At 45.0% G+C, this 19,797-nt stretch carries 16 protein-coding genes; 1 reads left to right on the top strand and 15 read right to left on the bottom strand.

All coding sequences use genetic code 11. The features are described 5' to 3' along the window. Positions 1-139 precede the first annotated feature (139 nt). The 3 genes from GLW00_RS03085 to GLW00_RS03075 all read right to left on the bottom strand — a co-directional run bounded on the left by GLW00_RS03085 (position 140) and on the right by GLW00_RS03075 (position 2,547). Positions 140-907, bottom strand: coding sequence for a tyrosine-protein phosphatase (locus GLW00_RS03085; protein ID WP_160911115.1), 768 nt, complete (start codon positions 905-907; stop codon positions 140-142). Between the two features lie 190 nt (positions 908-1,097). After that, a complete protein-coding gene (locus GLW00_RS03080) occupies positions 1,098-1,796 on the bottom strand; it encodes a CpsD/CapB family tyrosine-protein kinase (RefSeq protein ID WP_160911113.1) in 699 nt (232 codons plus the stop codon). Then, the gene (locus tag GLW00_RS03075; RefSeq protein ID WP_160911111.1) at positions 1,786-2,547 is read right to left on the bottom strand and encodes a YveK family protein; all 762 of its coding nucleotides are present in this window, start codon (positions 2,545-2,547) and stop codon (positions 1,786-1,788) included. The genes GLW00_RS03080 and GLW00_RS03075 overlap by 11 nt, the downstream gene beginning before the upstream one ends. Before the next feature lie 270 nt (positions 2,548-2,817). Here GLW00_RS03075 and GLW00_RS20440 point away from each other — a divergent pair, with 270 nt between their 5' ends. Next, positions 2,818-4,842 (top strand): InlB B-repeat-containing protein, encoded by a 2,025-nt coding sequence (locus tag GLW00_RS20440; RefSeq protein ID WP_202412338.1) that lies wholly within the window; start codon positions 2,818-2,820, stop codon positions 4,840-4,842. Between the two features lie 57 nt (positions 4,843-4,899). Here the strand turns inward: GLW00_RS20440 and GLW00_RS03065 are convergent, their stop codons facing one another. The 12 genes from GLW00_RS03065 to murJ form a co-directional block, all read right to left on the bottom strand. Further along, the gene (locus tag GLW00_RS03065; protein ID WP_160911109.1) at positions 4,900-5,349 is read right to left on the bottom strand and encodes an RDD family protein; all 450 of its coding nucleotides are present in this window, start codon (positions 5,347-5,349) and stop codon (positions 4,900-4,902) included. Positions 5,350-5,613: 264 nt separating this feature from the next. Continuing rightward, positions 5,614-7,029 (bottom strand): NADP-dependent phosphogluconate dehydrogenase, encoded by a 1,416-nt coding sequence (gene gnd, locus GLW00_RS03060; RefSeq protein WP_160911107.1) that lies wholly within the window; start codon positions 7,027-7,029, stop codon positions 5,614-5,616. Between the two features lie 40 nt (positions 7,030-7,069). Next, entirely contained in the window at positions 7,070-8,515 is a 1,446-nt protein-coding gene (gene zwf / locus GLW00_RS03055) for a glucose-6-phosphate dehydrogenase (RefSeq protein ID WP_160911840.1), read from the bottom strand. Positions 8,516-8,994: 479 nt separating this feature from the next. After that, a complete protein-coding gene (locus GLW00_RS03050; protein ID WP_160911106.1) occupies positions 8,995-10,512 on the bottom strand; it encodes a tripartite tricarboxylate transporter permease in 1,518 nt (505 codons plus the stop codon). Between the two features lie 16 nt (positions 10,513-10,528). Beyond that, positions 10,529-10,993: a tripartite tricarboxylate transporter TctB family protein gene (locus GLW00_RS03045; protein ID WP_439108882.1), complete on the bottom strand. Its 465-nt coding sequence runs from the start codon at positions 10,991-10,993 to the stop codon at positions 10,529-10,531. 49 nt (positions 10,994-11,042) lie between these two features. Further along, a complete protein-coding gene (locus tag GLW00_RS03040; protein WP_160911102.1) occupies positions 11,043-12,050 on the bottom strand; it encodes a tripartite tricarboxylate transporter substrate binding protein in 1,008 nt (335 codons plus the stop codon). Between the two features lie 267 nt (positions 12,051-12,317). After that, on the bottom strand, positions 12,318-12,995 hold the full coding sequence (locus GLW00_RS03035) for a response regulator (RefSeq protein WP_160911100.1): 678 nt from the start codon (positions 12,993-12,995) through the stop codon (positions 12,318-12,320). Continuing rightward, positions 12,976-14,583, bottom strand: coding sequence for an ATP-binding protein (locus GLW00_RS03030; RefSeq protein WP_202412337.1), 1,608 nt, complete (start codon positions 14,581-14,583; stop codon positions 12,976-12,978). Before GLW00_RS03030 ends, GLW00_RS03035 begins: the two co-directional genes overlap by 20 nt. Positions 14,584-14,740: 157 nt before the next feature. Continuing rightward, positions 14,741-15,823: a glycosyltransferase gene (locus tag GLW00_RS03025; RefSeq protein WP_202412336.1), complete on the bottom strand. Its 1,083-nt coding sequence runs from the start codon at positions 15,821-15,823 to the stop codon at positions 14,741-14,743. 11 nt (positions 15,824-15,834) lie between these two features. After that, on the bottom strand, positions 15,835-17,277 hold the full coding sequence (locus GLW00_RS03020; protein WP_160911098.1) for an O-antigen ligase family protein: 1,443 nt from the start codon (positions 17,275-17,277) through the stop codon (positions 15,835-15,837). Positions 17,278-17,309: 32 nt separating this feature from the next. After that, positions 17,310-18,191, bottom strand: a complete 882-nt coding sequence (locus GLW00_RS03015) for a PIG-L deacetylase family protein (RefSeq protein ID WP_160911096.1) — start codon at positions 18,189-18,191, stop codon at positions 17,310-17,312. Beyond that, positions 18,188-19,714 carry a murein biosynthesis integral membrane protein MurJ gene (gene murJ / locus GLW00_RS03010; protein WP_160911094.1) on the bottom strand — a complete coding sequence of 509 codons (1,527 nt, stop codon included), beginning with the start codon at positions 19,712-19,714 and terminating at the stop codon, positions 18,188-18,190. The genes GLW00_RS03015 and murJ overlap by 4 nt, the downstream gene beginning before the upstream one ends. Positions 19,715-19,797 lie beyond the last annotated feature (83 nt).

Here is a 19,797-nt window from a genome sequence, read left to right as displayed (position 1 = left end):
AAAAGGGAAAAATAGTAGAATTTTGAAGATTTATTATATTTTTTGCAAAAAAATATAATAAAGCGTTTTCTTTTGAAGAAACTAATATATTCATATAAAGAGGTAATCACAGTTTTTGATGATTACCTCTTTATACCTATTAGAACAAACCGAATATTTTCCTCTTTTTCACATGATGCGGTGGCTCTGCCTGCAAGGCTCTTCCAACCAGTACATCTTCCGCATTCTCTGATAAGAGGTAAACAAAATCAAGACCGAATGTACCCCTTATTTCACTATAAGCTTCTGTCATACAGAAGCCCCGGGAACCCGTATTATGAGCATCACTGGCAATCAGATGTGCCAGGTTCGCTTCCAGCAGCTGCTCCGAAAACTTTTTAATTTTCTTTCCAAACTTTCCGCATACACTAGCTGCTGTCAGCTGGACATAAGCTCCATGTTTGACGAACGAATACAGTAGATCCGGATTCTCCATGATGGCCTTGTTCCGCTCAGGATGAACAATGATCGGCGAATAACCGGATACCTGCAAATCAAAGAATAGTTGATTCGCATAACGGGGGACGCTGCCTGATGGAAATTCAATAAAGACGTAATTGCTTTCCTTATTTAATGATAAGACTTCTTCCTGTTGCAAGCCTTCAATCATCTCGCCATAGATTCTTGTTTCCTGGCCAGGCAGAACTTCGAGGTCAATGCCCCGCTCCTGAAACGTTCGATTCAATTCATTGACTTGGATGAGGATGTCGTTCTTATAGTTATCGTAAGCCCCATTTTTATGATGAGGGGTAGCTATGATGGTACGTATGCCGTCAGCGACCGCCGCTTCGGCCATTTGGATACTTTCTTCAATTGTTTGGGCCCCATCATCCACACCAGGTAAGATATGACTATGAATATCTATCAAAAGACCTATCCCCTTTCTATTATTTTACAGACAGTTTTTTTAATACTAAGCTGAATTATAGCAATATCTGACACATTTTTAAACACTAGCTTACTAGTTTTTTTAAATTTTACAGCTTGTTTTCATTTTTTTAACAAATTAGATAATTATTTTGAATATCAAAAAGAAGAGTCCGAAGACTCTTCTTTTTCTATTGACCGTAATAATAATAATAGTTGCTTGAAGATGTGACCTCCTGGTCGTTCAACACGACTCCAAGTACATTGGCTTTTGCCTGGTCCAGTTTTTCTTTGGCTTTCGCAGCCGCTTCTTTTTCGGTCTGCTTGCTTCGCACTACAAGGAGGACACCATCGACGTAGTTGGATAACACCTGTGAATCTGTTACAGCTAGAACCGGTGGTGTATCAAAAATAATCATGTCGTAATGCTGTTTCGCTTCTTTAATGAACTGCTCTATCTTATGAGAGCCCAGTAATTCCGACGGGTTCGGCGGGACCGGACCACTCGTAATGACATCCAGGTAATCCACGTGGGTCGTGTTGACGAGGTCTTTCACCCGCTGTGTTCCGGCTAGATAATTACTCAGCCCCAGCATATTTTGAATACGGAACGTGTACTGAACCGTCGGTTTCCGCATGTCTGCATCGACCAGCAGCGTTCTTTTCTGTTGTTGAGCAAATACAGCAGCTGTATTTGCCGTTGTCATGGACTTACCTTCAGAAGGTCCGGCGGAAGTCACGAGCATGGTTTCTAACTCGTTATCTACCGATGTGAATTGTAAGTTTGTACGGATTGTTCGATACTGCTCAGCAATCGGTGATTTGGGATTGTCTTCAGCAATCAAGTTTCTGGCTTTTGTATTCATGGTGTTCTTTTTCTTACGTACCAACGGATTCACCTCTGATTTCTGACACTTTCGCTCTTCCTCGTACCGGACTCTTATTCGGGAGATCTTTTTCAGAAATGGTTGAGACAACACCCAGAACTGGAAGCCCAAGGGTTTCTTCAATGTCTTCTTCTTGCTTGATCGTATTGTCCAAGTATTCCAATAGGAAGGCAAGACCGACACCGATCATTGTACCGATAACAAGGGCGATTGCAATATTAAGTACAGTGTTCGGACTTACAGGTGCTGGATTAGGACCTAACTCAGCTTCTGTTAAGATATTAATGTTGTCAACCCCATTCATAAGCTGAGGAACTTCCCCTTTGAATACATTGACAACGGTATTGGCAATGTCTACAGCGCGCTGTGGATTCGTATCGGTAGCGGTCACATTCACTACCTGGGATTCCTGCTCATTGCCTACTTGGATTTTGTCAGCCAGCTGCCCGGCTGTCATATTCAACCCTAATTCATCAGAGACTTCTGTCAAAATGCGTGGGCTCTTGATGATCACGTTATATGTATTGATCAATTCCACGTTTGTGCGGATATCGTTGATATCATAAGCGGCATTCTGCGACTGATCCTGGGACTGATTAACAATGAACTGAGAGGATGCTTCATAGGACGGGGTAAGAACAAAGAATGTAATAAGTGCACTAAGTGCAGCTGCCCCGACAGCTAGACTGATAATCATCCAGATTCGTTTCTTAAGGACCTCGAAAATTTCTTTCAAGGAAATCGTTTCTTCCATAGGTGTACCTCCATTTTTGTCGAAATTTACACAATAAGCACATTATAGCATAATGCTCTCTTTCGTTAAGGGGAAACATGACATTTTTTTCAATTGCTTTACAAAAAACAGTTCCATACTCCCCTTTTTCAAACATCGGATAATCTTGGAATCTATGAATAGTATAAAGTTTTTTTGATTCGAATGAACTACAAAAATAGGAGTAACCAACAAAATTCAACAGAAAATTATGGATTACGACCCAAATCATTCTCGGGACGTTGTATAATGATGGATGATAATCAAGATGAGAAAGGGATGTGGTCCATGAATAAAAAAGCGATCGCTATATTTGTGCTTGCTCTAGTCATCATAGGAGCAGGGACGTTTTTTACAATGAAAGCCGTTGGAGCGAACACACTGAATAGCTTATACTCGGAGGCGAAAGAAGCCTATGAAGCGAAAGACTACAAAAAAAGCATACCCCTCTATGAACAAGTGCTCCGAAAAGACGCAGGTCACACAGCAGCCATAACAGAATTGGCGCAGTCCCATGCAGCGCTTGAGCAGACAGAGCAAGCGATCAAAACTTTGCAGCAGGGAATCTACCAAAATCCAGAGGAATCTTCTCTCTACCTGTTCTTAACTGATCTTTTCTTAGAAATTGAAGATGTAGAAAATTCCTACGAAACGTTGGAAAAAGGAAAGTCCTATGCGGGGTCAGAAGGAATCAATGATGCTTTCCAGCAATTGACGGACAAGATTTACTTACATATGGAAAGAAGCCGAGTACAAAAGGAATTCGATCAAGAATTGTCACTGGTGTGGGAGAACGAAGAAGGTGACCGTGTCCCTCTTCAAGCTGATTATGATATAGAAGATGAGGCAGTAGGCACCCTCTCCAAGTTAGAGGATTCTCCTGCCGTGTTATTTACCGGAGAACAGTTGGGAGAAACTTCGGTCAAAGTGGAATGGAAAGCCATTGAAGAGAACGTGACGATGGAAGTCGTCGACCAGCTTCTTTCTGAAGTGGAACTCACCCCCGGCGATTTGGAACCGCTCGCCATTGGAGAAACATTGAATCTTGAAGTGACGGGTAAGGATGCTTCAGGAGAGGATATGAGTTTTGAGCCCGAATGGTCCACGAAAGAAGGAAATGTCGCCGTACAATTCACCGATGACCAAAAAGTAACTCTTGAAGCAACTGAAGCCGGCAAAGATGTCTTGACCCTTTCCTTTGAGGACTTTACTCAAGAATGGGAGATCATTGTCGAAGGAGATGGAGAGTCTTACGTTCAGACCAATGTTGAGGGAGAAGGCCGCATCCAGATATCTCCTGATAAAGAGGAATATGAGGAAGGCGAGGACATCCAATTAGAAGCGATTGGCGAAGAAGGCTGGGAGTTCGTCCGATGGGAAGGTGACCTTCAAGGAAGTGAGAACCCGGTCCAGCATACGATGGACGGGCACTTGAACGTAACCGCCGTCTTCGAATCCGGTACTCACGACCTCCGTCTGAGTATATCCGGAGAAGGGGAAGTTTATCGAGATTCCCTTGCTACCTCTTTCGCTCATAACGAAACGATTTCTCTACGAGCACGCCCGGAATCAGGCTGGACGTTTGAAGGCTGGGAAGGCGATGTTACGAGTTCACAAGAGGATATTGAACTGAAGATGGATGAGGAAAAGTCGTTACGTGCGATTTTTGTTAAAGATGAAGAGGATGAAGAACCAACAGAAGAGGAAACGGAAGAAGAATCATCTTCTGAAGCTGCCACCTATCGATTGAGCGTCCAGAAAAGCGGACAAGGCTCTGTTCAAAAAAGTAAATCCAGCAGCCGCTTCGACGAAGGAACCCTTGTCAACTTATCAGCCACACCTGCGGATGGTTATACTTTTGCAGGATGGAAAGGGGATGTGAGTGGCTCTTCAAGAAACATCACCCTAAGGATGAATAGCAACTATTCGGTACGGGCGGTCTTCGAGAAAAAAGCGTCTCCAGAGCCCGAACCAGAACCTGAGCCGACTCCTGAACCAGATCCCGAGCCGGAACCTGATCCTGAACCTGAGCCTAAACCAGAACCAGAGCCGGAAACATATTCTATAACGGTAGGAAAAACGGGGGAAGGAAGTTTACAAGTATCGAACAAGACGGTACAAGCTGGTCAGACGATTACGGTTACCGCGGTGCCAGCAGAGGGGTGGATATTCGCTCGTTGGGCCGGAGATGCCTCCGGAACAAGCCCAAGCACTTCCGTCACTATGAACCGCAATAAGTCTGTGACCGCCATTTTTAAAAAAGCATCTGAAGAATAAAGATGTTTTAAAATACGTAAAAAATCGCAAGCCCCGCCGGGTTTGCGATTTTTTAGTTTAGGCGTGCTCACCTTCCATGACCTGTTTTGAAGATGTCTCAGGAGCTTGATGCGTCACATAAGTACCCGCAATAAAATCGTGAATCGCCCGTTTATCCTCACGAATACCGACCATGAACGCACTGACGATAAGCGCAATTCCTAATGTAATGGCATAAACGAGTGCCCCGATAAGCTCTCTCAACAGCATCTGCTTGATCCCTACCTCTGAACCATCCTTCTTCACGATACGAACTCCGGCCGCTTTCTTCCCTACCGTATACCCGTACCATGCAATGGGAAGAACAATAAAATATACCGTACTCAGAGTATCCAAAGGGTTGGATTGTCTTAAGAATTCTCCGTAAATGACATAAGTAATCAGAGTAAAAATCACACCTAAAATAACGCCATCGAGTAACCGGGCAGCAAAGCGCGCCCAAAATCCTGCCGGTTGTTTAATATCCATACTTCCATCTCCTTTCGTTGTTATGTACTATATACCACATTTTGGAATTTGTAGTCCTTTGGATGCGGTCACTTTATAATGCCCCATAGGTATGGATTTTTTTATCGTCTAAGCCAGACCGTCGAGTCACTCTTGGCTCCCGTTCTTTCCTCAGACACATATTCTTTCGCACGATCTTCATTCTCTTATGTAGTCACTCTCCTTATGCGTACTACTAAAAAGAGCGCAAGCCATTTTATAGGCTTGCGCTCTTTCTTATAATCTTTAACCGTTAATCCAATCGGTATGGAACGTACCTTCTTTATCGACACGCTGATATGTGTGCGCACCGAAGTAGTCACGCTGTGCTTGCAGCAGGTTTGCTGGAAGCTTGGCTGTACGGTAGCTGTCGTAGTAAGCTAGGGCGCTTGAGAACGCAGGTACCGGTACCCCGTTTTGAATCGCAAGAGCGAGTGTTTCACGAAGCTCTTTTTGATAAGAAACCGCGATATCCTGGAAATAAGGATCTAGAAGCAGGTTCGTCAGATTCTCGTCTTTGTCGTAAGCGTCTTTGATCTTCTGCAGGAACTGGGCACGGATGATGCAGCCGCCGCGGAAGTTCATGGCGATGTCGCCGTACTGAAGGTCCCAGCCTTTTTCTTCGGACTGTGCACGCATCTGCGCGAAACCTTGCGCGTAAGAACAGATTTTACTCATGTACAACGCCTTACGAAGAGACTCGATCACTTCTTCTTTGTTTCCGTCAAAAGTAACTTCCGGGCCAGTCAGGTATTGGCTCGCTTTCTCGCGCTCTTCTTTCATTGCAGAGATGAAACGTGAGAACACAGATTCTGTGATGATTGGAAGAGGAACACCAAGATCAAGAGCACTCTTACTTGTCCATTTTCCTGTTCCTTTTTGACCGGCTGTATCAAGAATCACTTCAACAAGCGGCTTGCCTGTTTCTTCATCCATTTTTGTGAAGATGTCGGCAGTAATCTCAATCAGGTAGCTGTCGAGTTCGCCTTCGTTCCACTCTTTGAATACTTCGTGAAGCTCTTGTGCAGATAGGCCAAGAACATTTTTCATGATGAAGTAGGCTTCACAGATCAACTGCATATCACCATACTCGATGCCGTTGTGTACCATTTTCACGTAGTGGCCGGCACCGCCGCGGCCCATGTAAGCAGCACATGGTGTACCTTCAACGTTCGCTGCGATCGCATCAAAGATCGGCTTCACTTCTGCATAAGCTTCACTAGGTCCACCTGGCATGATGGAAGGTCCTTTACGCGCCCCTTCTTCACCGCCGGAGAATCCTGTACCGATGAAGTGAACACCTTTTTCTTCTAAGTAAGCGGCACGGCGTTCTGTATCTTCATAGTACGTGTTACCACCGTCGATCAGCATGTCGCCTTCTTCCAAGTGAGGGACAAGGCTTTCGATGACTTTGTCTGTTGTGTCGCCTGCTTTGACCATCATCAGGATTTTGCGTGGCTTTTCAAGGGAAGCGACGAATTCTTCGGCACTGTAGACACCAGAAATATTTCCTGTATTCTCATAATTTCCAACCAGTTCGTCTACACGGTCTGTCCAGTAATCATAAACAGACACGGTATAGCCGTTATCTTGAATGTTCAGGGCAAGATTCGCCCCCATAACTCCTAAACCGATGACTCCAATATTCTGCTGCTTATCCATGTTCCGATCAAATCCTTTCCATTCTATCTGTAAAAAGTTTTTACCACCATGTATAGCCGTCTTCGTTCAAGAGCTTCTCAGCTGCTTCCGGTCCTTCAGATCCTGCTTGATAGCCGTGAAGAGGAAGAGCGTCGTTTTCGAATGCTTCCAAGATCGGCTGGACCCACTTCCAGGATAGCTCCACCTCGCTCCAGTGAGCGAAATACGTGGAGTGCCCCTGCATGGCATCTTCCAATAGGTTTTCATAAGCCTCTGGCTGGGCATCCAGGTTTTTAGAAAAGTTGATGTACGCTGGTTCGAACTTCTCATTGGAATCATCTTTCAAGTTGATGCGAAGCCCAACGCTTTCGTTCGGATTGATTTCGATCATCAACAGGTTGGAAACAGCACCTGCTGCATCTTCATCATCTGCGACATCGTTTTTGAATTCGATGATGATCCGTGTCGATTTTTTCTCAAGGCGCTTCCCTGTACGGATGTAAAAAGGAATGCCTTTCCAGTAATCGTTGTCGATGTACAAACGAGCAGCGAAGTACGTGTCGTTATTCGAGTTTTCCGCCACACCGTCTTCTTCTAAGTAACCAGGAATCGGCTCAGCATTCATTTCACCCGCTTCGTATTGTCCACGCACGACATGCTGGGAGATTTCATTTTCCTCCACAGGGCGCAGCGATTCCATAATCGCTTTTTTCTTTTCTTCAATCTGTTTCGGTGTCAGTTTTTCCGGGTGATGAAGGGCAGTCATCATCACGAGCTGAAGCAAGTGGTTCTGCACCATATCACGAATGGCTCCAGCCTTATCATAATAACCCGCTCTCGTTCCAACACCGACGGTCTCACTCGCTGTAATCTGAACGTTCGCAATCTGTTCATGATTCCACAGGGCCTTCAAAATCGGGTTCGGACGAATCAACGATTCAAGATTCTGCACCATTGGTTTTCCGAGGTAGTGGTCGATACGGAAAATCTCATCCTCCTGGAACACTTTCGTCAGCTCTGCATTCAAATGACGCGCTGAGTGCAAGTCACTTCCGAATGGCTTTTCAACGATCAGACGCTTCCAGCCGTTCGTGTCCGTGATTCCATTTTCGTGAAGAGAGGCCGCGATCGGCTCAATCAACTTCGGTGCAACCGAAAGATAGAACAGACGATTTTCCGGAATGGAAAGCTCGCTTTCTCTTTCTTCAATAAAGGCTTTCAACCCTTGATACGATTCATCCTTCATCGCATCAAAAATGAAGTAACGGAAAGAAGCAAGGAACTCGTCCAGGTTCGATTCGTCTACATCTCTCCGTGAGAAAGATTCCAGAGACTCTTTAATGATGTTGTGGAAATCTTCCTGCGTATACGGTCTGCGTCCAAGGCCTACGACGGAAAGGGAATTCGGCATTTTCCCCTCGATATATAAATTATAGAGAGCGGGATAGATTTTACGTTTCGCCAAATCGCCGCTTGCTCCGAATAAAACAAAGGTCATGTCGTCCATCATTTCTGCGGTATCGATTCCATGACTTTTCGTGTTGAATTGGTCCATGATTCGTGTTACCTCCTGTACTTTTGCGCTTTTATTAGTATAAAGCATGAGTACCAAATATGTAAGTGAACAGGCTTACGCCAGGAACACTATTTTATTGTTTACCTCATCCATGACATTTATGAAACATGTCTTATATGTATGGTTTGCCATGAAAATTATTTTACTGAAAATTCGGCTGTTTTTAAAGAGGCAACAGGAGGCACACAGTCCGCATCAGGCTTAATTTCAGCGATGTGAGAAACGTGACGCTTTGTATGTCGGCTATACTCTTAGTGTGAGCGTTTTCACTCCGATTTGCAATAGATTGAAAAAAATTTTCATAAAATATTTCATTTATAAGTCCGTTTTCACTCTGAATGAGAGAGTGTTTTTCCTCTACTATTAGAGACAATCTTTACGATAAAAAGAAAAAAGCCGAACACTCCTTTTCAGGAAGCATTCGACTCTTCTTCTGTTTGATCCGCTTGCGAATTTTTTCGATTACGAATGATTGGAACAACGAACGATAGAATACTTACAATGTAAAGTCCGATGGATACCGAATCAGAAATAAGAATCATCATGTCTCCACCGGCCGCCGTCAGCGACTGTCTTAGTGACTGTTCCATCATGCCACCTAGGATGAAAGCTAAGATGAACGGAGCTGCCGGAAAGCTGAATAATCTCATTAGATAACCGACAAAACCAAAGATCAGCAATAAGTATAAATCGAATGTACTGAAGCTGATGGCATAAACACCGATCAAACTGAAAATGGCAACTAGCGAGATGAGCATCGGTCGTGCGATCTTCAATATTTTTGCGATGTATGGAATGAGTGGTAAATTCAGAATCAATAAAAAGATATTTCCGATATACATACTCGCGATGATCCCCCAGAAAACTTCCGGACGATCGGCCATCAGAAGTGGCCCGGGTTGAATTCCGAGAACGAGAAAAGCTCCTAACATGACGGCTGTCGTTCCGGACCCTGGTATACCAAGGCTGAGTAATGGAACGAAGGCACCACTAGTCGCTGCATTGTTGGCCGTTTCTGGAGCCGATAATCCTTTGATCGATCCTTTTCCGAATTCTTTTGGATTTTTAGCGATTTTCTTTTCTGAAATATAACCGATGAAAGAAGCAATTGTCGCACCTGCACCTGGTAGAACACCAAGAATGAAACCGAGGAATGACTGTCTGCTCATCGGGCCGCGCATCTCTTTAAAATCAGCTTTGCTGAGCTTCAAGCTTCCGATGTCCCCCTGATTTTGAAGCGATTGATCTTTTCTTTTTTTAACGAGAAAACAAATTTCAGCAAGTGCAAAGAGTCCGAGAGCGATGACTAGAAAATCAATGCCTTCCAATAAGTTTGGGTTGTTGAACGTAAAACGGCTCGTTCCCGTCTGCCCGTCGATTCCTATCGTCGCCACCATAAAACCGACGGTAGCTGTAATCAAAGCTTTGATCGTTGAGCCATCTGAGAGACTTGCGATGGCCGTCAGACCTAAAAACATGAGGGCAAAATATTGAGGCGGACCGAATGAAACAGCGACGGCAGATAAGGCGGGAGCGAACAACATCAGAAGAACGACGGAAACCGTTCCTCCGACAAATGAGGAAATCGCAGCTATCGCCAATGCTTTCCCTGCTTCTCCCCGCTGCGCCATCGGATAGCCGTCAAAGGATGTAGCGACCGTGCCTGATATTCCTGGTGCGTTCAAGAGAATCGAAGACGTCGATCCACCGAATACCGCCCCGTAATAGACACCCGCCATCATCACTAAAGCGACAGAGGGGTCCATCCCATATGTGATCGGAATCATGATCGCAATTGCACTGATTGGTCCAAGGCCCGGCATCATCCCGATAAGCGTGCCGGCAACAACACCGATCAGAACGAACAAAATCCCCTGCCAGCTAAATGCGACCTGAATTCCTTGCATTAATCCATCCATTGCACCCATGGTGACTCACCTCCTTTTAAAATGGTAAAACTCCTTGTGGTAGTCGGATTTGTAGTAAATAATTGAACGAAAGGTACATGATTAAAGGAAATAAAACCGCAACGAGGATGGTTGTGACGAGTTTTCTATACCCTAGGAACCAGGAGCAGGCAAAAATAAATAACATGGAACTCAAAACAAAACCGAGGATTTCTAATAGGAAGATGTAAAGAAAAATCATCCCACCTACCGCGAGTAGAACCAGCATTTCTTTTTTCGGTACCTGACGTTTTTCCTTTTCCTCTTTCGTTTCTGATGATTTATCGAAGAATAAAAAGACGGCCAGAATGATTAGTAAATAGCCGAGGATTTTTGGAACAAAATCCGAATCGACCGGAACATAAGGGTACTCCTTTAAGTTATAGCTCAAATAAAGATAACCAGCAGCGAACAAAATCAAAAAGATACTCACTTTCTGGTTCAACGTTTTCAGCAAAAACATCACCTTCGATCTAATAGAAAAGGGTCTGCGTACAGACCCTTCCTATCTATTATTGATTCAAACCAAGCTCTTCCATCAAGCTTCCGAGTTGATCCCTTTGTTCATCAAGGAACTGGCTGTACTCTTCACTATCCATGTACATTTCATCCCAGCCATAATTGGTACGAATCTCCGCAAATGCTTCTGAATCACTGACTTCTTTCAGTTTTTCCTCATAATAAGCGACTTGTCCTTCGGTCATATCTCCAGGTCCGAAGAATCCTCTCCAGTTCACGAATGTCGCATCAATGCCCTGCTCTTTCGCTGTCGGGAAGTCTTCCAGTACTTCACCTTCCAAGCGTTCTTCTGCTGTAATTCCGAGGACACGAACTTTTCCTGCTTTCACTTGTTCGACGGTTTCAGCGATCCCAGTAGAATAAACATCTGCACTTCCGTTCAGGATTTGTGTCATCCCACCGCCATCCTGAGCAGAAACGTACTTGATCTTCTGAATATCGACACCCGCTTCTTTAGCGATCGTCACGAACTGCATGTGGTCCATGGAACCAGGAGAAGACGTTCCCACGACCCTTACGCTGGAAGGATCATTCTTCATATCTTCAAAAAGCTCATTCAAATCCTGCCACTTGGCATCATCGGCGACAGCAAAAGCTGCATAGTCCGCAATCATGTTGGAAAGTGGAGTGAAGTCTTCATGAGACAGATCCGACTGTCCGTTCAATGGGACGAAGATCAATGGTGGTGAAGAAACGAAAATGTTGTGCGGGTTGTTCGTACTGTTGATGTAGGACCAGCCGACAGCTCCACCGCCCCCTTCTTTGTTGACAACCCCGACGTTCTGTTCCGTGATCTCTTCTTCTTCAAGGATCTTTCCAACAGAGCGAGCGGTCGTATCCCAGCCACCGCCAGCACCAGCAGGAGCGACAATCTCAATATTTTTATCCGGCGTCCATTCTCCATCGCCGCCATCCCCGCTCGTTTCCGAAGAGTCACCGCCACAAGCAGCTAAGAACAAAACAATCAATAAACTACCCATCATCCATAAATGCTTCTTCATAAGTATGAATCCCCTCTCTTCTTGCTATTTGATGATAGTTTATAAGATAGAACCCAAAATGTAACCGTTTTCAAAATAATCAAAATTAAAAGCATAAAATCAATTAACCAAATAAAATTTATGAGCGTTATAATGGATAAAACTGTAAGACCTGGTCACCCAAGAATTGGGTGACCAGGTCTTACAGTTTCTTACATTTGATCCTTTCCTCCATTCAAACCAAAAGAAGACTCGTCATTTCGACGAGTCTTCTCCGCGCTCTATCATTTATCTTTTATAGTATTTTCTCTGCGGGCGGCCGACTTTTCCGTAGTTCATCTCCGCCTTGCCTTTTCCTATGCTGATCAAATACTCCATGTACCTGCGTGCGGTGGTTTTTGATGCTCCCATCTGCCCGCTTGCCTGTTCTGCCGTCAATCCATGCTCCCCAGCATCTGAAAGCATCCGTTCCACTTTCTCAAGCGTCAGTGGGTCGATGCCTTTAGGTACCGACAGAGAAGCAGTAGAAGTTGTTTCGTTGGAGGATTTAATCAACTGGTCGACAGCCGCCTGGTCAAAGGTTTCAATCTGAGCCATCTGTTTTTTTCGTTCCTGATAGTTTTCAATCGTCTCCTGGAAACGCTCCATCGTAATCGGTTTAATGATATAGTCGAACACTCCATACTTCAGCGCTTTTTCCACGATTTCTTTTTCTCTCGCCGCCGTAACCATGATGACATCCGTTTGTGGCGCAATTGAACGAATGTCATGCAGGAGATCGACACCGAGTTGATCTGGCATATAGACATCTAACAGAAGAAGATCCGGCTGTTGTTCTTCAAGCATCCTTAAAGTCTCTTCGCCATTCAAAGCCTTCCCGACAACTTCGACTCCATCCACCACTCGTAGAAATTGTGCATGCAGTTCTGCCACCCTGAAATCATCTTCACTGACCATGACCTTCATCCGGTCCACCTCCTGTGTATTTCGGTAAAAAGATCGAAAATACAGCGCCGCCACCCTCGCTATTGTCCACTTCCATTGTGCCTGAGAGACCCTCGACAATCTCCCTCACATTGTGAAGACCGTATCCCCGATGATCTCCTTCTTTCGTAGAGAAACCTCGCACGAATAAAGATTTGTACACATCTTCAGGAATGCCCGGTCCGTTATCTGATACTTCAAAAACGATGTCATGTCCCACATCCGTCACAAAAAACTCGACTTTCTTCTCCTTTTGGCCACTCACCGCTTCGAAAGCATTATCAATCATGTTGCCTAACATGGTGATTAATTCCGTCCTTGTGATATGTCCGGGAACCCTTTGCAGTTCTGAATCTTCCTGAATGATGAAGTCCACTTTCTGCTCAGAAGCCGTACTCATTTTCCCCGTCAAAATGGCCTGGACCGTTTCATCTTGAATCCGGTCGAAAATCAAAGCTTGATGCTTTTGGGACATCTGGAAATCTTCTTCAATCATTCCCATCGCTTCTTCCTGTTTCCCTAACTGCAAAAGCCCGAGCAGCACATACATCTTGTTGGCGTGCTCATGCGTCTGGGAGCGCAGACTTTCCGAATGACTTTTCACTTCGGATAACGTCTGGACCATGTTCCTGACTTCTGTTTTATCACGAAAGCTGGAAACGACCCCGGCGACCTCCCCATCGTGGATGATCGGCGTTCGATTGACGATCACGACCTTATCCAGCAGAATCATCTCTTCATCTCTGATGGCTTTTCCTGTCTCCAACACCTTCAGCATTTGCGTGTTAGGAAAGACATCCGTAATGAACTGCCCCTCTGCTCCGCCGGATAAGTTTAACAACTCAATTGCCGACTGGTTGATCATCGTCACCCGGCCGTCGGCATCAATAGATATGATCCCTTCTTTAATCGAAGAAAGAATGGCTTCACGAGTTTGATAAAAAGAGGTAATCTCATAAGGTTCCAGCCCAAGTGTATCTTTCCTTATACTCCGCGCCAGTAAAAGGCTTCCGACAGCCCCGACCACTAATACTAGGACGGCGACACCAAAAACGTTCTCAAGCTTATTCCACACGATTGATCGGACGTCCTCTAACAAGAAACCTACCGAAACGATCCCTATAATATCCCCGTTCTCCCCGATAATCGGGGCTTTACCTCTTAAGGAAGGACCAAGTGTCCCTTCTGCTTTCGATATGTAATATTCGCCGTTCTTCAGGGCCTGCTCATTGTCACCACCGACCATCCGCCGGCCGATTTTCCACTCATCGGGATGGGCATACCGGATGCTGTCCTTATTTCCGATCACGACAAATTCAGCCCCGGACTCTTCCTGCACACTCAAAGCAATCGGCTGAATGACTTCAGACGGGTTCTCTGTGTCAAACGCTTCCTTGATGGAAGGCATAAACGAGACCGTACTCGCGACTTGAAGGGCGAGCTGACCCATTTGGTCTTCCACATCCTTCTTTTCCATATAAGCAAAAACGCCAGCCAGCAGTCCGATGACCAGAACAAGCAATGATAAAATCAGCACCATGATTTTTGTACGCAGGGAAACTTTCACCATCATCTCCACCTATGAAAACGTTATCTCCATTTATCGTAACATAGGAGAAGATTTAAGAGTTTGGTAATATCTGAATTTTTCATCATCGGATGTATAAAAAACACCTCCACAGGAGTCATTACAACTGTGAAGGTGTTCCTTTGGTTTCGTCTCTTTTTCACTTTTCATAAAGGGTAACAATGCGCTCAAGGAGGACGTGGCTATCATTCTCTTTCGCTGCCGCTTCCCCTTTTTCAATCATTGCTTCTCGTAAACCTGGTTCTGTGAGAACACGCTGAATGCCATCTCTTAATGAATCGGCGTCTTTTGGTTCAACAAGGACGCCTCTCCCATCATCAAGCAGGTAGGACAGGCCTCCCACATCTGATCCAACAACGGGTGTATGACAGGACATCGCCTCGAGAGCGACGAGTCCAAAGCCTTCAATATGAGAAGGCAGGACGAAAACGTCAGCCGCTGCTACCCATGTAGCCAGCTGTTCTTGATCTTTCGTCCCGTGGAAATGCACAGCTTCCTTATACTCGGGCTGAATGGACTGCTTCAACTCATGTAGGAAGCTTTCATCTTTCACACTGCCAATAAAATGAAGCTCGGCTTTCTCTACATTCAAGTCCTGAAACGCTTGTAAGAGTTCCTGAAGACCTTTGGCTTTAATGTGGTTCCCAACGAAAAGAATGTGCTTCTTTTCTGTGGAAAGCTGCAACTCTTTTTTCGCTTCATCGGCATTTCGCGGTTGGAAGACACTACGGTCGACTCCCATATTGATGACCGACACTTTTTTTTCTGGGATACCGAATTCACCTGTGACTTCAGATTTCAAGGCTTCTCCGACCACAATCACAGCGTCTGCTTCATGAAGAATCTTTTCTGTCGCTTTCCGGATCAGCCCGCCCTTTTTAGCCATTTGGTCCAAGTCACCACCGTGGGAAGTGACAATCAGCTTGGTTCCGAACAACTTTTTGAAAAAGAGGGCTGGAAGACCGCTTGGAAAAATATAATGCGCATGAACAACGTCATATTTCTTCCCTTTCGTAAGGAGAGCGAACAGGATCTTCACAAACCATAAACCGTATTTTCTTAAAAGGTTCAGCTTGCCTGATCGGTTGTCTTTATTCATCGCGATATCGATGTGAAGGCCTTTCTGTCTTAAAGCCTCGACCTGGTTCTTTACGAAAATGCCGTAGGTCGGTGTTCTCCTGCTTGGATACATGTTGCTTATGACCAGCACGCGTTTACTCATCTTCCTCCCCCTTACATGTCATGTTCATGCTCGGATCTCATGTTCAACAGATAGCCCAGCATAGCGAAGTAGAAGATCGTAAAGGAATCGCCTTCCCAAATGTTATACACCATTCCGGCTGCATACGCTCCGATGAGGACGGCAAGTAAAAATGGAGCAAGCAGCGTATCATTTTTGCGTTTCCAAATCAGATACAGCATGTTCAATAGGAAGGTCGCGAACAGAATGACACCTACGATTCCCGTTTGAGTGATGACCTGGATATATTGGTTGTCGGAATAAAATTCTCTGTCGATTCCGTATTCATCATAGATCGGAGAACCAAAGCTTAGCGTCGCCCCATCACCGAACGTGGCGAATCCGGTTCCGATAATCGGGTGATCAAGGAAGATTTCAAATCCTTTGCTTACAATCCATAACCTTCCGGACTGACTGCTTTGTTCACGTGTTTCTTTATCAAACGTCGATCCCATCCGATCACGGAAACTACCTTCACTATCATCATACTGAGACTGACGTTCCTTGCTTTCCTGGCCAAAGTTCGTATCTTCGACCATCGCTGTACCGACACTTACGGGTACGGCAACCAGCAGAATCCCTGCTACAAGTGCGAGGATCATCGGTTTCAGGAAGTACCATGTCCTTGTTGCCAGCAAGTAAATGAGCAAAGCGACACCGAAGGCAATCCACGTGCCTCGTGAGTATGTGAGAGACCACACGCCGAACATAAGCGCAATACACACGTACAGGAAGGTGCGCCATTTTCCTGTGAAAATCTTACGGAAATAAAGAATAAGAACCACGGCAAAACTCAAGTAATAAGAAAGAACGTTCGGGTTGCCGATCATGCCGTAGATACGGATTCTGTTTTTCGAAGACAGCGGCATGTTCTCCCAGCTCTCTGGAAGGAGCCAGCTTCTTAATGAAAGTTTCTCAATGATTCCGTGAATACTGACCATCACAGCGACAATCAAGGTCGTGAAGATGAACTTACGAATATCTTCCCTTGTGATGTGCAGTCTTCTTACAATATAGAAAACAAGATAGAATAAAAGAATTCCACGAATTTGGAAGATGATGGCGATTGGCGATACGCCTGTGATCAAGGCAGATACGGCTCCAACCGCGCAAAATGCGAAAAAGGCATATTCAAACCAGTAAAAGTCGAACAGCTTCTTCCAATCTTTCCGGTACATAATTAAAATCCGGAATAATAGAGCGAAAATAATGATGTCGCCGATTCCTTTCAATGTCGGGTTGAATTCCAATAAGAAAGGACGAATCGGGAAATACATGAATAAAATGATTAATGAATTCTTCGGCTTAAAGATCGCATAGGCGGCAAAAGCCAGCATAATCACTAGATCGAGAATCGTCACATCCACATAGGCGCCTCCGAGAAGGAGCAATAACGTCAATGGAACGAAATAAAGTTTTTTTATATCAATTGGCATGCTGTGCACCTCTTTTCTATGTTGAAGGAATTTTATGATTTTCTGTACAAATCTTTCTTCATGGCGTAATTTTTAAAAATCGCCCATAATAATGTATCGGTCCTGTTGACCTGCTTGAAGCTGCGCGGGAAATTGTACTCCATTTTCTCCAATGTTTCACAATGGTTGATGAAACCATTGCGGTCCCATTCGACAAAACCTTCCGCTGTTTGGACTTTCGGTTCAGCCAGCTTTCCTTTATATTCATTCAACCGGAGAAAACCGTCGAAAGCGATCGCTTGAGAGTCAAAGACCTCTGTTGCTTCGACTTTTTTCGCATGTTGGGCCGACGTATCGACAAGCACATTGATCGCACTGGGTGGGAACGCACAGTTGATTTCGTACATGCGGACCTTCCCGTGGAAGTCTTCCATCTCTTGAAGCGTATCGCTCAGCAGTTTTGCTGTTGCGGTATGATCCACATGCGCATCTATATAAGGAGTACAGTAGATCAAATCTGGCTGGATCGCGTTGATTTTTTCTTTCAACATTTCGATGCTTTCTCTCGTACTCTTCACCTGTCCGTCAGGCTGGTTCATGTAGGTGACACTCGATAGACCAAGGATTTCTTTGACCTTGTCGATTTCATCGCGTCTTAGCGCCATCAACTCTTCGGAACTATGGTCTGATACACTGCTTCCTCCATCAGTGATGAACAGGCAGTGGATGTTCGCTCCTTGTTCCGCATGCTGTCTAAGCGTCCCTCCAGGTCCGATAGTCTCATCATCCATGTGAGGAGCGAGGACAAGTACATTGTTCACTTTTTCATTCTTCACGGCTTCCATGTCCCCACTGTAATGCCGGCCGAGAATCACGTTCGTGACCGGAGCATTGACGGGGCGTACGGCGTTCATGAGAAGCTCTTTTTTATTCATGAGGCTCCTCCTTTCTTTTTGCGTCTTCGGACTTGATTTAATAAGAACAGAAAGGCATCGGCTTTTAATAGGAAAGCCGTTCCTGCAAAAGCGGCTGCACCAACGATAGCTACGAGGATGATCTGAACAAGGTTCGGCAGGTTGCCAATTCCTTGCTGCAGTCCGAGAACCGCACCGCTCATAACAAGTGCTGCTGCTGTAATTTTGGCATAATCGATGGTGATGTACTTAAAGTCGAGTCCACCCACAAGTTTTACAAACACAATCAGGCAGGCCCCTGTATAGAAAAGAGCCATCAGAGAAGCAGCAAGCGGAATACCTAAGTACCCGAGCCACTCAGCGAAAATAAAGTTGAACACGATGTTCAAAAGAATCGAACCGAGGCTGATCATCAGAATCAAGTGACCTTTTTTCATCGTATAAAAACCTTTGTTAATGATGTTATTCAAGCTGAAGAACAATACCGAACCAAAGTAAAAGTATGCCACCTGAGAAGTAGCCGCTGTCGCTGAATTGTTAAAGGCTCCTCGTTCATAGAAAAGCTCAATCAAATTCGGCATCAAAAGCATCATGCCGATAATGGCAGGCAGCAGAACGAGGTACATCGTCGTGAGACCTTTCTCAATCCCTTTTTTAAACTGCCCTGTATCGTTAGTCGTAATCGCTTTGGATAACATAGGGAAGATGATCGTCGCAATCGTCACGCCAAAGATCCCTTGAGGCATATGCACAAGGTTCTTCGCATAGTTGATGTACGTGACCGCCCCTTCGCCCTGGTAACTGGCGAATATCGAACCTACCATCAAGTTCACCTGGCCGACCGCAACCGTCAGTCCGACGGGAAGGAACACCCAGTAAAATTTCCTGACCTCAGGCCAATCCATCTTTGGTTTCAGTGACAGCGCCCTCTGCGGGATGACAATGAAGGACTTGAAGATCAAAGAAAAAATCGTTCCGGCCAGGTACCCGAAGGCCAGCGAATAAGCTCCGATTTGATTGGCAAATAAGAAAGCTCCGAGAATGGAACTTAAAATAACGATAATCTGAGAGACAATCGACAAGGCAAACCTGTTTTCCGCATCGAAAAAAGCTTCTAAAACGGAGTTCATCCCCACAAAAGCAATACAGGAGAAGAAAATTACGGTTACCCATGTCGCGATTTCAGTCGCCGGCTCACTGAAATCAGGGTAGAACAGACGGATCATGAGTGGAGCAAGGAGCATTCCGAGAATGGAAAAGACCAAGGCTAATCCAGCTGTTCCTTTAAACACTTGTCCCAAATGGGATTTGCCGCGCTTTTCGTCCTTGGCATCGATGTAACTTGGCACGAGCGCATTCTTCATACCGTTCTGCATGAACAAAATCAGCATATTCGGTATGATGAAGGCAGCCAAATACGCATCGGCGATGTAACTGTCACCGAAGTAATAGGCGATGACCATGTCACGGAGAAGTCCGGACACTTTCAGGATCAAGGTCGCACCGATAAATAGTATGCTTGCTAAGCCTAATTTAGATTTCAATTTCTAACCCTCTCTTAATGCATGTCAACTGGAGTAGAATGCTATGTATAACTATAGTCCATACTTTTCGATTTTACCATAAC

This window comes from Halobacillus litoralis (genome assembly GCF_009856445.1).
In the GTDB taxonomy this organism is placed as follows: Bacteria; Bacillota; Bacilli; order Bacillales; family Halobacillaceae; genus Halobacillus; species Halobacillus litoralis.
The sequence above is the reverse complement of the archived record's forward strand: the minus strand, read 5'-3'. Positions and strand labels throughout refer to the sequence as shown.